At 62.5% G+C, this 16058-nt stretch carries 17 protein-coding genes; 2 read left to right on the top strand and 15 right to left on the bottom strand.

Annotation, left to right across the window (positions count from 1 at the left end; translation table 11 throughout):
* Nucleotides 1–239: 239 nt before the first annotated feature.
* The 7 genes from F6X39_RS06920 to doeA form a co-directional block, all read right to left on the bottom strand.
* Entirely contained in the window at nucleotides 240–971 is a 732-nt protein-coding gene (locus tag F6X39_RS06920) for an immunity 52 family protein (RefSeq protein WP_184055001.1), read from the bottom strand.
* A gap of 7 nt (nucleotides 972–978) precedes the next feature.
* Nucleotides 979–1602, bottom strand: a complete 624-nt coding sequence (locus F6X39_RS06915) for a restriction endonuclease fold toxin 5 domain-containing protein (RefSeq protein ID WP_262413558.1) — start codon at nucleotides 1600–1602, stop codon at nucleotides 979–981.
* The gene (locus tag F6X39_RS06910; protein WP_184056866.1) at nucleotides 1602–1946 is read right to left on the bottom strand and encodes a hypothetical protein; all 345 of its coding nucleotides are present in this window, start codon (nucleotides 1944–1946) and stop codon (nucleotides 1602–1604) included. The genes F6X39_RS06915 and F6X39_RS06910 overlap by 1 nt, the downstream gene beginning before the upstream one ends.
* Nucleotides 1933–2436 (bottom strand): DUF4123 domain-containing protein, encoded by a 504-nt coding sequence (locus tag F6X39_RS06905; protein WP_184040040.1) that lies wholly within the window; start codon nucleotides 2434–2436, stop codon nucleotides 1933–1935. The genes F6X39_RS06910 and F6X39_RS06905 overlap by 14 nt, the downstream gene beginning before the upstream one ends.
* A complete protein-coding gene (locus tag F6X39_RS36615; RefSeq protein ID WP_262413556.1) occupies nucleotides 2436–2795 on the bottom strand; it encodes a hypothetical protein in 360 nt (119 codons plus the stop codon). The genes F6X39_RS06905 and F6X39_RS36615 overlap by 1 nt, the downstream gene beginning before the upstream one ends.
* A gap of 192 nt (nucleotides 2796–2987) precedes the next feature.
* Complete coding sequence (locus F6X39_RS06895) at nucleotides 2988–4079, bottom strand: alcohol dehydrogenase family protein (RefSeq protein WP_187616065.1); 1092 nt, start codon at nucleotides 4077–4079, stop codon at nucleotides 2988–2990.
* A 65-nt stretch (nucleotides 4080–4144) separates the two neighbouring features.
* Nucleotides 4145–5365 carry an ectoine hydrolase DoeA gene (doeA, locus tag F6X39_RS06890; RefSeq protein ID WP_187616064.1) on the bottom strand — a complete coding sequence of 407 codons (1221 nt, stop codon included), beginning with the start codon at nucleotides 5363–5365 and terminating at the stop codon, nucleotides 4145–4147.
* 288 nt (nucleotides 5366–5653) lie between these two features.
* On the opposite strand from doeA, the gene F6X39_RS06885 reads away from it, so the two are divergent.
* Together F6X39_RS06885 and F6X39_RS06880 are read left to right on the top strand one after the other, a co-directional pair.
* Complete coding sequence (locus F6X39_RS06885) at nucleotides 5654–6241, top strand: ATP-binding cassette domain-containing protein (RefSeq protein WP_262413553.1); 588 nt, start codon at nucleotides 5654–5656, stop codon at nucleotides 6239–6241.
* Between the two features lie 209 nt (nucleotides 6242–6450).
* Nucleotides 6451–7800 (top strand): MFS transporter, encoded by a 1350-nt coding sequence (locus F6X39_RS06880; protein WP_187616063.1) that lies wholly within the window; start codon nucleotides 6451–6453, stop codon nucleotides 7798–7800.
* Nucleotides 7801–7862: 62 nt separating this feature from the next.
* On the opposite strand, the gene F6X39_RS06875 is transcribed toward F6X39_RS06880, so the two are convergent.
* From F6X39_RS06875 to coxB, 8 genes are all read right to left on the bottom strand, one after another.
* Nucleotides 7863–8252 (bottom strand): hypothetical protein, encoded by a 390-nt coding sequence (locus F6X39_RS06875; RefSeq protein ID WP_187616062.1) that lies wholly within the window; start codon nucleotides 8250–8252, stop codon nucleotides 7863–7865.
* Between the two features lie 267 nt (nucleotides 8253–8519).
* Nucleotides 8520–9437, bottom strand: a complete 918-nt coding sequence (locus tag F6X39_RS06870; protein WP_262413550.1) for a hypothetical protein — start codon at nucleotides 9435–9437, stop codon at nucleotides 8520–8522.
* Complete coding sequence (locus F6X39_RS06865) at nucleotides 9434–10132, bottom strand: hypothetical protein (RefSeq protein ID WP_187616061.1); 699 nt, start codon at nucleotides 10130–10132, stop codon at nucleotides 9434–9436. The genes F6X39_RS06870 and F6X39_RS06865 overlap by 4 nt, the downstream gene beginning before the upstream one ends.
* A 20-nt stretch (nucleotides 10133–10152) precedes the next feature.
* The gene (locus tag F6X39_RS06860; protein ID WP_187616060.1) at nucleotides 10153–10923 is read right to left on the bottom strand and encodes a tetratricopeptide repeat protein; all 771 of its coding nucleotides are present in this window, start codon (nucleotides 10921–10923) and stop codon (nucleotides 10153–10155) included.
* A gap of 176 nt (nucleotides 10924–11099) precedes the next feature.
* A complete protein-coding gene (locus F6X39_RS06855) occupies nucleotides 11100–12425 on the bottom strand; it encodes a ferric reductase-like transmembrane domain-containing protein (protein ID WP_187616059.1) in 1326 nt (441 codons plus the stop codon).
* 51 nt (nucleotides 12426–12476) lie between these two features.
* Nucleotides 12477–12812, bottom strand: coding sequence for a hypothetical protein (locus tag F6X39_RS06850; protein ID WP_018423781.1), 336 nt, complete (start codon nucleotides 12810–12812; stop codon nucleotides 12477–12479).
* A complete protein-coding gene (ctaD, locus tag F6X39_RS06845) occupies nucleotides 12809–15346 on the bottom strand; it encodes a cytochrome c oxidase subunit I (protein ID WP_187616058.1) in 2538 nt (845 codons plus the stop codon). Before ctaD ends, F6X39_RS06850 begins: the two co-directional genes overlap by 4 nt.
* Nucleotides 15343–16029 (bottom strand): cytochrome c oxidase subunit II, encoded by a 687-nt coding sequence (coxB, locus tag F6X39_RS06840; RefSeq protein WP_187616057.1) that lies wholly within the window; start codon nucleotides 16027–16029, stop codon nucleotides 15343–15345. Before coxB ends, ctaD begins: the two co-directional genes overlap by 4 nt.
* Nucleotides 16030–16058: the final 29 nt, after the last annotated feature.

The following is a 16058-nucleotide window of genomic DNA, read 5'->3' as shown; positions in this document are numbered from 1 at the left end:
TCGTCACATCTCCGCCTGTCGAAGTGTCAGAATACTCGAACGGCTGGGCATTGCCCAGATTCTGCGGTATGGGCGGGCTGCTGCCATATTGCGAGCGTGCCATGCTAACGTCGTCCGCTTGTTGCGCGCGCCCGCGACAATCGCACGCCCATGCGTAACCCAGGGCTTTGGCCATTGCGTAACCGGTCGAATACGACCGAAGCCGATCCTGCGGAAACCATCGGGGTAGCAAGCCGGACTCAGAGATCAACGAAACGCGGCAACAGGTTCTGATCGGCGAGGCGGATTTCGATATCGTTTGCCGCCTTGACATGCTCCCGGTTGTTCACGTCAAAGACTTCATCCGTCACGCTGACGATGATCGTGCCTTGTTGTCCTCCGTCGCGCACGACCTGAATCAGGGCGCGCGCTTCTGGCACCTGGGCCAGCGTGAGAACGTGCGGCAGGTAGAGCATCCAGCTTACGCCTGGGCGGTCGTCGAAAACAGCTTCAGTAGCGTACTTACGCGGTCCAAACGTCACATAAAGCGACTCATAAATTCCTACCGTTCTCGCTATAACTTCAGCAACGGATTTGTAATCGCCCAATCTAGATGAGTGACAATTTTTCTCACTCATCTCCAGATCAATCATTTGGGAAATTTCCCCCCCGCCATCGAACGAAACGTAAGCGGTGGCTCCTTCTTCCTCTGATTCGGTGCCATTCCAAATTCCGATCGATTTTGTCGCGCTCTGACTTACATTTTTGTATTCATTGGACAATGCGAGAATCGCGGCCTTAGATGGCTCATTGTTCTCGTAGACGTTGCACTGCAACGCCTCCACGATCGTATCAGCTTGAATATACCAATTAGCCAAGGTGCTGTCTTTTTGTGAGATTAAATCAACAAGAAGTCGCAGCCGGCGAATGTGAAATTCAAAGGCCGAAGAGGAAACGGCGCCGCTATCACGATGTTGTGCGAATAGATTCATGATTGAATCAAGGTTGATTGACAGACGGCACTCCGGCGATCCGAAGCGTCGAAAGCATATATTGCCTCGTCTTTGGGGTCTGGAAATACCACATTAGCCTTGCCGGGGGATTGGCGCGCACTTTAGCCCCTTGGTCTATTATCTGGTCCGCCATTTTCTTGAAGCCCGCGAAAAACGGCTTTGGCTTATCATTCCCTCCGATAAATTGGTCATAGTTCCCCTTGGCTTCCTGCAAGAGACATTGGGAGGGCTGAAACCCATCGAAGTCTGTGCCGAGCCAACTCCACTCCATGCTCCAGCCCTGGCTGGTCTCCTTGCCATTTCCGTCCGCGACTATCCCATACTCAAACGCTGTTATGCGGGCCTGGTAACGTCGCGGCTTGGGATTCATATTGTGGTTTCGCCGCACTTTTTCACCGCTCTTTTCAGGCGGGCACTTGCACGGTCTTTCTCGTTCGCGGCTCCGGTCACGCGGCAGTTCGCCCCATCCGCCGTCTGCACCCGCGCCAGTGCCGCTGCTGCCCGCAGGACCAGCAGACGGTGCGGTGGTGGGGACCGGAACAGGCATAGGCATTGCCTGCGCCATTGCGTTTGCTGCGCGTGCGAGCGTCGCCGGGAATGGAATACCCATCAGCGTTTCTCCTTCATTTCCTGTTGTCTTTTACCCGTCGCCTGTAGCAGCATTTCGAATTGCTGTTCAGCCGGAACGCCTGATTTGTGCAGCCATGCCGTGACCGCCGGAAGCGAGTAAAACCCCGGCGTGGTGGCTTCCGCATACAGGAAATCGACTATCGGCACGTCACGCGTAAAGCGGAGTACCTTGGTTTGCGCGAAGGCCGCATTAAGCCGGTCGCGCAAGGTCGGATCATTGGCCAGCGCGGGATAGTCTCGCACGATATGACCACGGATAAAGTCCACATAGTTACGGTCTTCGTAGTCTTTCAGAAGCGCCCATTGTCCTTCAGTAAATTCCATTGTCGTTGATGGTGAACCGTCGTCCTTCGTTGAGGTAGTGCCACGCGTCGGCAGACCTGAAAAGCTCGCGCTCGCTCTTACCGTGGCATACCACATTGAGCGCATGCAACACCCTGGGGTCCCAGAAGCGCAGCAGGGCGGATCGTCCGTCCGGTATTCGGATACTCAGGTGTGGGCGCAGCTTTGCGGCCTGCCTTTCCAGGGTCTCTGAGGTGATCAGCCAGATCACGCCAGGGCGGGCCTGTTCGAGTTCGCGCAGCTCCGCAAGATGATCGGGCGTCGTCTTCGGATCAAACAGCCACGGCCCCGCGTGTGCGAGTGCCATGTCGCTCGTGCCCGCGAACAGCGAAACCGTCCTATCGTTTTCGGGCATCAGTTGCTGGCCGGTATGCTGCTGGTACTGGATACCGTCCACCAGCGCCAGCACGTGGCCACTGAAGTGCCGTTCCCCGTTCTTGCGAAGCTGTTCATTGACCGAGGCGGGGATCATCAGCGCTCCAGGGTCATCGCGCCTTGCCCGGCAGCGTGGATCATGCATTCGAGACAGATGGACGACTGCGGAAGCACCGACCGGGGCGTTGCGCCGTCGAGCGATATCGGGCCTTTTTTCTGCACGGCATCAGGGGCGCGTCCGCGACAATCGCATGCCCATGCGTAACCCAGGGCTTCGGCCATCTCGTAACCGGTTGCACAGGACTTCAGACTATCGAACGGAAACCACTCGCCGGTTTCGGCGTTCAGCGCCATTGCCGACGGCATTGTCGGGAAGTTTGAGTAGATTGAATAGGTGATGCGGCAAAGCTGGCACTCTTCCTTGTCCCCGGTTTCATCCTGTTTCCGTTGTTCCATTTGACCTCTGCTGATTGTTCAGAACACAGTCGAGGAATTAACCATCAAAATCACGACAAGGTCAACGGTTTTAAATTGAGATAAAGCCGCTTTGACAGGTTTTCACAATTCCAGTACTTGCCAAGCGCGAAAAAAAAGCCCGCCTTGCTGGGCGGGCTCGCATGTTCCGATTGCACCGGGAGTTACCGAAAACTAATCCGCGGCCTCCTCGCCATAATGCCGATCCGGAATCACAACGATATTCCCCACAAAGCGCTTCTCCATGAACCGCGTCTGCGCGTCGTGAAACTTCGACAGCGGATAAGTCGCCGCCAGAACCGGGCGGATCGTCCCGTTCTGAATATAGTCCAGCACGCGTTTGAACGCACCGCGCGTGCCCTGCGACGATCCATTCAACTGCAACTGCTTCAGATACATCGTGCGCAGATCGAGCTGCACGACCGGCCCCGCGATCGCGCCCGCGGTCGTATATCGTCCCTCAGGCCGCAACACGTTCAACAGCTTGCCGAACAGCGCCCCGCCGACAAGATCGGCGACTACATCGACGGCCCGCCCCTCGGTCATCCGTTCGACGTCCCCGACGAAATCGCCGCTGTCGCGCAGCATCACCCCTTGCGCGCCGAGCGCTAGCACGGCCTCTTCCTTACCCTTGCTGACCACCGCATACGGAATCGCGCCGCGCGCGCGGCATAGCTGGATGATGGCCGAGCCGACACCGCCGGACGCGCCGGTAATCAGCACCGTTTCGCCGTGCTTGACGGCCGCGCGCTCGATCATCTGCTCGCCGGTGTGATAAGCGCACCAGAACGTGGCGAGTTCGGCGTCGGAATAGGTGCAGTCGACCCGATGCGCGTTTTCCGCGGGCACGGCCGTGTATTCGGCGTAGCCGCCGTCGCGGCCGTGGCCGATGTAGTCGATATCGGCGAGGCTGTCGTCGTCGCGGTTGTAGATCGACGCGTCGACGATCACGCGCTCGCCGATACGCGCGTCGCTGACGCCGCGACTCACCGCGACCACGCGTCCGACGATATCCGCGCCCTGAATGCGCGGAAACGTCAGCGTCGAGCGGCCGCGTCGCCACGTCGACACCGCTTGCGGATCGTCGTCGGTGCCGTAGGCGCCCTGGCGGACCCACACGTCGGTATTGTTGAGACCGCATGCGGTGACGTCGATCAGTACCTCGCCAGCCGCGCACGAGGGCACCGGCACGTCGTCGCGATAGACCAGTTTGTCGAGGCCGCCGTGCGCGGTCAGCACGACGGCCTTCATCGTTTTCGGAAGCATGTTTCCCCTTTCGTTGAAACGGGCGTCGTGCTCCGCGAGTTCACGCGGGCACGACGCCCGCGCAATCACGGTTTGACGAACAGCTTGCGTGGCGTCTTGCAAAAGGGCTCGACGCCGGTCCGCGTAATCAGAATGCTCTCGGTGATTTCGAGGCCCCAGTCGTCGAGCCACAGGCCCGGCATGAAGTGAAACGTCATGCCGGGTTCGAGGACGGTCTTGTCCCCAGGGCGCAGGCTCATCGTGCGCTCGCCCCAGTCCGGCGGATAGCTCGCGCCGATCGGATAGCCGCAGCGGCTGTTCTTCTCGATGCCGTATTTATGCAGCACCGCGAAGAATGCATTGGCGATGTCCTCGCAGGTATTGCCGGGTTTCGCCGCGGCGAGCCCGGCTTCGATCCCTTCGACCACCGCGCGTTCGCCTTCGATGAAATGCTTCGGCGGCTTGCCGAGGTACACGGTGCGCGACTGCGGGCAGTGATAACGCTTGAAGCAGCCGGCAATTTCGAAGAACGTGCCGGCGTCCTTCGCGAACGGCGTGTCGTCCCAGGTCAAATGCGGGGCGGCCGCGTCGGCGCCGGTCGGCAGCAGCGGCACGATCGCCGGATAGTCGCCGCCATAACCGTCGATGCCGGTAATGCCTGCCGAGTAGATCTCCGCGACGAGGTCATTCTTGCGCATGCCCGGCTCGATTCGCTCGACGATGTGCGCGTGCATCTTCTCGACGATGCGCGCGGCCACGCGCATGTACTCGATCTCGCGCGCGGATTTGACCGCGCGTTGCCAATTGACGAGGCCGGTTGCGTCCTGCCATTTCGCGTCCGGCAGATGCGCGACGAGCGAGCGATAAGCGGCGGCGCTGAAATAGTAGTTGTCCATTTCGACGCCGATCTTCGCGTTGGCCCAGCCGCGTGCGGCGATCACGTCGCGCGCGAGGTAGTCCATCGGATGACGCGCGGTGGATTGCACGTAATGATCCGGATAGCCGACGATCTGATCGTGCTGCATGAAGACGGTGCGCTTGGCACCGTTCGCGTCCTGACCGCGACCGAACCAGACCGGCTCGCCATCCAGCGCGAGCAGCACGCACTGATGCACGTAAAACGACCAGCCGTCATAGCCGGTGAGCCAGGCCATATTGGTCGGGTCCGACACGATCAATAGTTCGATGCCGGACGCCTGCATGGCCTTGCGCGTTTTCGCGAGACGCGCGGCGTATTCGTCGCGTTCGAACGGCAGGCGCACGACGGGCGCCTCAATTCGCGATTCGTGTAGCGTCGTATCTGACATCTTCCCCTCTCTCTGAGCGTGACGTCGTTGCGGGAAGTGGCGCGCGGTGCACGAGAATGCGGCGCCACGGGTATCTCTCGCCGCAGTCTAATGCCGCGAAAAAACGCCGCTGAATGTGCTAGTTCAATGTTCGCGACGTTATCGACGGACGCTGGATGTTTGTTGCAGTGCACGCTGCGCCGCCCCTCTCCGCATGTAGAAAAGAATTGTTCTAGAGCAATCTGGATCGCAAATATGGCTGCGTATTCTGGTTCGCACCACACGTACGACGAACGGGATCGAATCGATATGAACACCGCGCGAGTCACCGATTTGCTGAGCGCTTCAGGCATCGCCCCGGCGAGTCATTCATCCGAGGAGCGCGCGGTCGCCCCCGCAAGCACACCGGCGCGCCGAGACGAAAGCCCGGCGAGCAAGCCATTGATCCGGCTCGACCGGATCACGAAACGATATGGCGCGCTGACCGTGCTCGACGAACTGTCGCTCGACGTGATGCCCGGCGAGAAGCTCGCGCTAATCGGTCCGTCGGGATCGGGCAAGACGACGATCCTGCGCATCCTGATGACGCTGGAGACGATCGACGGCGGTCATATCGAAGTGGACGGCGAACAGTTGTTCCATATGCCGCGCGGCGGCCAGATGGTGCCCGCGAACGAACGGCATCTGCAAAAGATGCGCGAGAAGATCGGCATGGTGTTTCAGCACTTCAATCTGTTTCCGCACAAGAGCGTGCTCGACAACGTGACGCTCGCGCCGATGCTGACGAAGGGCGAGAGCCGTGAGTCGGCCGAGAGGCGCGCGCTCGACCTTTGCGGCGAGAACGAGGCGAGGCCACAGCAGGGTCGTTTGATGACGCTGCCGTTGCTGATGCGCTGAGAGCACTGCGCGACGCCAATCATGTTGTTTTTCCCGAACGCGCGCGACGCGCCGCCGACGCACGCGTACGGATTACCGCAGCCGTTGCAGGCTTTATGGAAAACCCCGATGCCTGCATCGTCCTAGAACATCGTTGCAGGCGCGGGTCGCCGGTATCGTGGATTCGGGCGACGTTGCCTGTGTCGCATAGAAACATCCCAGGAGAAGACATGCACTACGCACATTCATGGACCGCGCAGAGCGCGCAACCGCAGGCGCGCAGCTTGCTGCGACGCGCAATCGCGGCGTCGGCACTCGGAAACGCGACCGAGTGGTTCGACTACGGTATTTACGCCTACGGCCTGAGCTATATTTCGGCCGCGTTGTTTCCCGGCAGCACCGCGCAGGCCACGTTGTTCGCGCTCGCGACGTTCGCCATTTCGTTTCTCGTGCGTCCGCTTGGCGGCCTGTTCTGGGGGCCGCTCGGCGATCGCCTCGGCCGCAAGCACGTGCTCGCGTTGACGATCATCCTGATGTCGGTCGCAACGCTGCTGGTCGGACTCGTGCCGACTTACGCGAGCATCGGCTGGTGGGCACCGGTTATCCTCGTCGTTCTGCGGATGATCCAGGGCTTTTCGACGGGCGGCGAATATGGCGGCGCGGCGACTTTCATGGCCGAATACGCGCCGGACAATAAGCGCGGCTTTTGTGGCAGCTTCCTCGAATTCGCGACGCTGTCGGGCTTCTCGCTCGGTGCGTTTCTGATGCTCGGCTGCTCCGTCGTGCTCGGCAACACGGCAATGCATGCGTGGGGATGGCGTCTGCCGTTTCTGATTGCAGCGCCGCTCGGCCTGATCGGTTTCTATCTGCGCTCCAGGCTCGAAGACACGCCGGTCTTTCGCGAACTCGAACAAACGATGCACAAGGAGCAGCATAGCTGCGTCACGCTGAAGGCATTGCTGCGCGACTATTGGAAACCGCTGATCCAACTCGGTGGACTCGTGGTTGCTTTGAATATCGTCAACTACGTGCTGCTCGCCTATATGCCGACTTTCATGCAGAAGCAGCTCGGCATGAGCGACAACATGTCCCTGCTCGTACCGCTGATCGGCATGCTCGCGATGATGGTGTTTCTGCCGTTCGCGGGCACGTTCTCGGATCGCGTGGGACGCAAGAACGTCTGGTGGTTTTCGCTGATTGGCCTGTTCGTCGCGGCGATTCCGATGTTCCTGCTGATGAAGCTCGGCGTGGCGGGCGCGTTCATCGGCTTTGCGGTGCTCGGGCTGTTGTACGTGCCGCAACTGGCCAGCATCTCCGCGATGTTCCCCGCGATGTTTCCGACCCAGGTCCGTTACGCGGGGATGGCGATTGCGTATAACGTGTCGACGTCGATTTTCGGCGGCACGGCGCCGATGGCGAACGAATGGCTGGTCGCGCATACGGGCAATGCGCTGGTGCCCGCTTATTACATGATGGCCGCGTGCGTCGTGGGGGCGATTGCGTTGGTCTACGTGCCTGAAACGCGCGGGTGTTCGTTGCGCGGGCAAGGCATTCCGGGGAAGCAGGAAGTGATTGGTTGAAGTGACATGGCGTGGCCAACCGCGTATCGATGCAGTTCGGCCACGCGTGTTTGATTGAGCGTTTATTTCAGCTGGCTTTGCGCGAGCCTCGACTTCAGCAGTTCGTATTTCTCCCGCGACGTATCAGCGAACGCCGCCTCACGACTCGAACGCGTATCGTCGAATGGAATCGGCTCGGCAAACTGGCTGACCGTCAGATCCCATCTGCTGCTGTCGATCAGGCTGTAGAAGTGCGTGCCCCCCGACGTACGCGTCGTCAGAATCTCGCCACCGAAATAGTCTTGCATGATCAGAGACGTAACGCTGCAATGATTCTGCGCGGGATTCGTCGACGACCACGCGTGCGTGGGGCTCGACGTATCGCCGGCCCATACGCGTGCAAGCACGCGGTATAGATCGATGGGCGTCGCAAAGGGCTTCGATACGGCAGGCGTCTGTGCTTCCTGTGTCATGGCGGCAATCCTTCGTTCGATGAGCGGAAAAGGTCGTGGAAAACAAAAAGCCCCGTCGTTGCCGGCGGGGCTTTCTGGCGCATGTCGCTGCGAATGATGTCTAGAGGCGTATGCGTATGCGAGTCCCCACAGGCAGTCCCACGCGGGCATGCGCATGATGATGCTTTGCAGTCGGGCGGTACTTGAGGGCTTGCATAGTGAGCGAGTGTGCCTTCGATTGCGCGACGCGTCAACGAATCATCGATAACTGCGTGGCGCTGACCGTGCTTACGACTTCGCGCCGCTCAGGATCGCGAGGCTCGGGCAGTAGTGCGTCGCGCTCAGATACGCGGCCTGCTGCGAGCGCACGCCTGCGCTGCTCGACGTCGGCGGATCGATGAATACCTGCGCGTTGTTCGATCCCGCCGGTGCCGTCAGCGTCATCGTCACTTTCCACCAGTTGCCGGATTTCACCGCGCTTAGCGCCGTCGCTTGCCCCGCGCCCCATGTGCCGCGCACGATCGCGCCGGTGTTGGTGTTCAGCACCCAGCCGAACTCGGTGCCGCTCGGGTCGTCGGTCTGGATCGAGCCGCCGGGGAACACCGTCGCGTTGGTGGTGGCGAGCACGTAGTCGGTGAACGTGTACGACTGGCCGCCCTGCACACGGATCACTTCGTGAATGTTCGACACGGCCGAACCATTCGTGCTCGTGACCATCGCGGCGCCGCGATTTACGCCGGAGATGTCGGTGGCGGGCACGGCGGTGCCGCCGTTCGACTGGTTCATCGTGCCGAAACGTTTGCGATAGGCCTGGCCGGCCAAGGTGCCGAGAGCAGGAATCTGCACGCCGTTCGTCGTAACGAGAGCGAGTTGGGCCGGCGTGCCGGTAAGCGCGGGCAAGTCGTTGCCGATCGTCAGTTGCTGCGTCGGCGCCTGCGCGGTCAAGGCGGTTGGCGGTTGCGCCAACTGAACGGTCAAGGCGCCGGAGGTGCCGGGCAGCGTGATCGTCGCGAAGCCGTTGAGGACCGGTACGGTGGTCGTTTTGCTGCCGTTCTGTACGGTGAGCGATTCCGTGCCGTCCTGGTTCAGCGTCAGCGTCGCGGGGACATTACCGAGAAGCGAAGGGGATAGAAATAATCGTGACGCGCGTCGAATCAGGCGTTCGACCGCGGATGGCTTGCGCCGATGTGCTTCAACGCAATTCAACCGCCGGACAGAACCGTGTCCTCGACTTCGTAGCGCTCATTGCCAACTGAAATCAGATTGATGCCGGCATGCTTGCGCGTCAGCGTGTCGCCGGGCATCGGCCGATCGCTCGCGGACACGGCCGTGCCGACTACCCGGCCGTCGACGCCGAAGAAAATCGCCCGCGTCGTGCCGTCGGGCCAGTAGACCACGACCGTAGTCGATCGATCACTGTGATGCACGACGCCGAACTTGCACATCGTTTTGGTCTGTCCGTTGCCACGCTCGCACGGCAACGTGCCGCTCGCGCTGATAGGCGATTCCTTCACGGGCCCGTGGCCGTTCTGCGAGCCGGCCTGAGCGCTTTCAGTCGAAATCGAAATCAGCGTCACGCCTTCCGCTTCGCCGACCACGCGCGCGTGCCGCTGATGCCCGACGATCGCGCGCACGGCGGCGCTGTCGCGCGAGCCCGGACAGCCGACCAGCATCGCCATATGGTCGAGATAGTTCACGGTCGCGGCCGACTCGCCGAGCCGCCGACATGCATCGCCCGAGTGCGGATAGCCATCGCCGAGCACGACGAACGACGCGGGCCATTCGAACTGCTTGTCCATGCCAGCAGCCTGCGCGGAAGTCGAAGCGCCACCGGCACCGAATGCAATCGCCGCAAACGCGGCGCACAGCGCCGAAGCAAAAGACCGGGTCGTGCGTCGCATCGAAGTTCTCCTCGGCTTGCTCACGTTCGAGCCGCGCCGGCCGCCAACGCCGCCTGCGCCCGTTGCAACCACTCGCGATTATGCTCGCGCGCGTGGCGCGGCCAATGTTTGGCGTCCTGCACGATTTCCGCATAGAGCGCGCCGGCGCGGCGGCGGTCCGCATCTTCCGGTTGCGCGGCGAGCCAGTCGGCGAACAGGCAGCGCGGCGCGACGTCGGTCGCGCAGGTCAGCGCCTGTTCGAATGCCGCGCGTGCGCCCGGCGCATTCCGCGCGGCCAGCGTGCGCGCGTTCAGCAGCGCCGGCTCGCCCTGGTTGCGTGCCCGCGGATTGACCGAGAACAGATCCGCCAAGGTCGCATCCGCGGCCGTGTAGTCGCCGAGCGCGAACTGCGAGCGCGCGAGACCGAGCAGCAGCGCAGGATCGTTTGCAAATGGGCCGTTCGCCGCGGTCTGGAAATGTTCGAGCGCTTCGCGCGGATTGCCGGCCGCGAGCAAGGCCTCGCCGAGCCGCATCCGATGCTGCACGGTCGGCGCGCGGTCGAAATCGGCGCGCGCTTCACGCAGCGCGCGATTCGGATCGACGAATTGCGTGATCGCCTGCGTGGCCACCCGCGCGCCGCGCGAGTGGCGCAGACCCGGCAGATAGATCGCGAAGAAGTACACGACACTGCCGAGCAGCGGAAAAGCAAACAGAATGAATAGCCAGTAGATGCCCTGGTTATTGCGCATCGCGTGGACGGCGAAAAAGATCGCGATGAAAACGTGAAGACCAATTCCAAAAAAGTAGGGCATATCGATTCAACCTTCGAGCATGAGGAAAAGCGCGCCGCGAGCCCGTCTTTGGCGTAACCGGGCCCTAATGCAGCGAACCGACCCGCAGATACGCGAATAGAAGCGACAACGCCACGACGATCACGCCGGTGGCAACGACGAGACGGTTGGCCAACAGTCGGCGCATCGCAAGTCTCCTAGACGAAACTGTAGCGTTCGGAATGGTAGCGGATGCGCGGCACTCTCATTTCGCCGAGCGCCGTTTCGATCGCATCCATCATGGAGTCCGGGCCGCAGATGAAATACTCGTGATCGGCGAACTCGGGCGGTAGATGTCGCCGGAACACCGCGGCGTCGATGCGCCCGACTTCCCCGCTCCAGCCTTCGGGCGGGTCCGACAGCACATAGACGATGCGCAGATCGAGCCGCGCTTTCAGCGCATCGAGCTCCTCGCGGAAAGTCAGCGAGTCCCAAGTCTTGCCGCTGTACAGTAGCACGAGCGGACGTTGGTCGCCGCGATCGGCGAGCGTGCGGATCATGCTCATCATCGGCGTGATGCCGATACCGCCCGCGATCAGCACGTGCATGTCGGTCGGATGCCCGATCGTGAACGCGCCATACGGTCCGTCCAGATACACACGCCGACCTGTTTCGATCGTCTTTACCTGGCTCGTGAAATCGCCGAGATTGCGGATCGTCATCTCGACGCGGCCGTTCGCGGCCTCGGCGCTCGACGAGAACGAAAAAGGATGTCCGGTGATCCTGAACGGGCTGCCCCACACGTTGAGCCAGCCGAACTGGCCGGGCTTGAAGCGAAAGCCAGCGTGGCCGTCGGGCTGCATCACGAGCGTCGTCGTGTCGCCGCGTTCGGCGCGCACTTCCGCGATCCGGTACGGACGCCTGATCATGAAGAGCGGCTTGAACAGACGCACGTACAGCAGCAGCGCTACCCAGAATACTGTCATGCAGATCCACAGCGTGCGCTTGAACGGATCGGTCAGATAGAAGCCCCAGCCGATCATATGCAGCACGCCGCCGAAGATCGCGACGAGCGCGAGCCCGATATGCGACAGATGCCACAGCTCGTAACCAATCCTCAATTGCTTGCGCCATAGCGCGGTGATCACCAGCACGATCACCGAGCCGATCGACAGGAACGCGAACCACGCACCCCACGGAACCTCGAGCAGCGAGTCGGGCATCGCGACCTTGTCCGAGCGGATCGCGAACAGGATCAGCGGATGCACGACGACCAGGCTGACCGCGAGCAGCGACACGCGTCGATGGAAATGATAGATAACGTCTTCGCCCCACGGCTCGGTCACGTGACGAAAGCGCGCGGTGAGGCCGAATTGCAGGCCCATCATCGCGAGTCCGGAATAGCCGAGCGCCACCGAGAATTCGGTGCCGAAGTTGCGCGCGGGCGGGAGCGTGCCGGTCAGCAGCGCAAACAGCGGCGCGAGAATGAACAGTAGATAGATGACCGACCAGACGGCCTTGCGCACGAGATCTCGAGACTGCATCGGTGCTTCTCCATGCCGGGTGCGGCGGTCCCGCTCGTGCTCAGTCCGCGTTCAGACGCAGGTGGTGAGCAGCAGCGCGGGCCCGAACGTGATCACGGTCGCGACCAGCGCCGCGATCAGGGTCCAGACGACGACGGTATGCATGAACGAGCTGATGCGTTCGGGACCAGGGTCGCGGGTCGCGGCGCGATAGCGCCATAGCCAGCCGATCGCGATCAGATGCAGCAGCAGGATGATCGCGAGACTCGCGCGCAGCGGGCCGGTGGGCCACGCGAACGCGCAGCCGATCGCGTGCAGCGCATACAGGATCACGAACGCGAGACACCAGATCGTGAAGCCGACGGCGAGCCACCACAACCGTCGCGGCGAAAGCGGACGCGCATTCATGGTCTGGCTCCCAGCACGGCGACGAGGCTCGGCAGCGCGAGCACGAGTCCAAGCGCGATGATGCCTGTCGCCAGCGTGTAATCGACCCACAGACGGGTGAGGCGCAGATCGGTCAGGCGTCGCGCGGAAACGAAGCCCGCGCCGATGCGCAGCACGTTGCTGATGAGGAACAACAACCCGACGCCCGCGTGAACTGCGATGTACGTGAGCAGCGCCGCGGCCGTCGCGCCGAGCGCGTGCTCGCGCGGATTCGGTGTCACGCCGTTGATCAGCATCACGCAGGCGATGAGCGCGACGATCAGCGCGATCGCGCTCAGCCCGATCGTGCCGTGCGGTTTGCGCTCGGCGGCCGCCGCACGCAACGAGCCACGCGTGGCGGCTGCGGCCACCGCGAGCGCGACGGCCGCGACGAGCGCGAGCACGCGGTTCGGATGCGGCGTCACGGCTGCCGGCCAGTTCGGCGCGGCAATCCACAGGTAGAACGTGCCGAAGATCAGCGAGGTGAACAGCGTGCTGTTCGCGATCAGCGCGCAGATCATCGAAAGCCATGACGGCGCACCGGCGACCTCGGTATGCGGCGGCACGCTGACGCCTCGGCCGACCGGCAGCGCGCCGTAATCGCGCGCGTGCCCCGCGCTCTGGCCCGCGTAGATGAAGAGGCCAAACGTCACGAATGCGAATGCGACCGACAGCAGATAGAACTTGAACAGCATCGCGAGCACCGCGGCGGCGGTCATGAGCGCGGTGACGAGCGGCAGATACGTCGAGTTCGGCAGCACGATCAGCTGTTCGGGCTCGCCCGATGTCATATGCACGCCTAGCGTCTCCTGCCAGCCGTTGCGCGTGAAACCGAGGTAACCCTCGCCGCGCGCCAGAGAGGTCGCTAGCTGGCCAGGGGGCACCTGTTCGGTTTCGGCGTCCATGTGCGGGATCGACGCGAATGCGTACGGCGCGGGCGGAATCGGCATCGCCCATTCGAGCGTGGTCGAGTCCCACGGATTGCGTCGCACGCGCTGGCCGAAACGCAGCTGCGCGATGATGTCGATCACGACGAGCGCGAAGCCGATCGTCATCACGAAGCTGCCCACCGACGACAGCAGATTGAGCCAGTTCCAGCCTTCGTCGCCGCTATAGGTGAAGACGCGCCGCGGCATGCCTAGCAGGCCGGTCAGGTGCATCAGGAAGAACGTCATGTTGAAGCCGATGAACACGAGCCAGAACGCCGGCACCGAAAGGTTATGCACGGCGGTGCGCCCGGTCAGCAGCGGCAACCAGTAATAGAACGCCGCGAGCATCGGAAACGCGAGCGCGCCGGCCACCACGTAGTGCAGGTGCGCGACGACGAAGTAGGTGTCGTGCGCCTGCCAGTCGAACGGCACGATCGCGAGCATCACGCCGGTCAGCCCGCCGCACGTGAACACGAAGAAGAAGCCGAAGATGTACAGCATCGGCACGTCCCAGCGCGGGCGGCCGTGCGACAGCGTGGCGAGCCACGCGAAGAACTGGATCGCGGTGGGCACCGCGACGATCGCCGAGCCCGCCGAGAAGAACGCGAGCGCCAGATGCGGAATGCCCACCGTAAACATGTGATGCACCCAGATGCCGAAGCTCAGGAACGCGAGCGCGATGATCGCGACGACGATCGTGCGATAGCCGACGAGCTTGCGGCGCGCGAACACGGGGATCATCGTCGACAGCACGCCGGCCATCGGCAGGAAGATGATGTACACGTCCGGGTGGCCGAACAGCCAGAACAGATGCTGCCACAGCAGCGGATCGCCGCCGCGCGTCGGATCGAAGAACGGCAGGTTGAACGCGCGCTCCACCTCGAGCAGGATCGAGCCGAGAATCAGCGGCGGAAACGCGACGATCATCATCATCGCGGTGACGAGGATGTACCACGCGAAGATCGGCATGCGATCCAGCGACATGCCCGGCGCGCGCATCTTCAGGATCGACACGACGATTTCCATCGCGAGCGACAGCGCCGAAATCTCGACGAACGTGACGCCGAGCAGCCACACGTCGGCGTTCAACCCCGGCGTGTACACGTTGGAGCTGAGCGGCGTGTACATGAACCAGCCGCCGTCGGGCGCGCTGCGCAGAATCAGCGACACGGTCAGAATCGTGCCGCCGAACAGATAGCACCAGTAGCCGTAAGCGGTCAGGCGCGGAAACGCGAAGTCGCGCGCGCCGAGAAACTTCGGCGTCAGATAGACCGCGAAGCTCTCCACCATCGGGATCGCGAACAGGAACAGCATCATCGATCCATGCATCGTGAAGACCTGGTTATAGGTCTCCACGTCCATGAAGGCCGCATGCGGCGTCGCGAGCTGCACGCGCGTGAGCATGCCGAGAATCCCGGCGATCGCGAAGAACACGAACGACGTGATCATCATGCGCAAGCCGAGGACCGTATGGTTGACCGCGGCGAGCCTCTGCACGCCTGGCCCGGTGGCCCAGATCGCGGCAAGCTGGCGATGCAGCCGCAGCGCGGTGATGCCCTGTGATGGCGGCTCGACGGGCACACTCATTTCTTCACCTCCCCGTTGGCGGCGGCGTTTTTGACAGCAGCCGGAAAATCTTCCGGACGATCGACGATCACGGTGAAGTGCATTCCCGCATGACCGATGCCGCAAAACTGGTTGCATTGTCCGGCGTACTGGCCGGGCTGATCGGCCTGGATACGCAGCAGGTTGTGGTGGCCAGGGACCGCGTCGATCTTGCCCGCGAAGCGTGGAATCCAGAACGCGTGCACGACGTCGAGGCTCGTCACGACGATATCGACCGGCGTACCCGCTGGCAGATGCAGCACGTTCCCGGTTTCGACGTTGCCGAGTTCCGGATAGCGGAAGGTCCAGCGCCATTGCTGCGCGATCGCCTCGATGCGCGCGGGCGCATGCGCGCGCAGCGGCAGCAGCAACTCGCCCGCGTACAGCGCGTAGCAGATCAACGGGATCAGGATCACTGCCGGCAGCACGAGACCGCCGAGCACGATCCAGCGCGCGGGCGAAACGTGCGAGCCCCAGCCGGGCCGGAAGACCGTCATCAGAAACAGTACGAGCACCATCGCGAACAGGATCGCGGCGCCCGCCAGCATCACCCACCACAGCCCGGCGATCGATGCGGCGGCCGGACCCGATGGCTCGAGCGTCGAGAGCGGCCCGGTGCAGCCGGACAACGCGGCGAGCGATCCGGCTTGGACGGCCAGGCGCAAGCAGCTATGATGGTTTGCATCACCAGGCA

The organism is Paraburkholderia sp. UCT2 (genome assembly GCF_014397665.1).
Lineage (GTDB): Bacteria > Pseudomonadota > Gammaproteobacteria > Burkholderiales > Burkholderiaceae > Paraburkholderia > Paraburkholderia tuberum.
The sequence above is the reverse complement of the archived record's forward strand: the minus strand, read 5'-3'. Positions and strand labels throughout refer to the sequence as shown.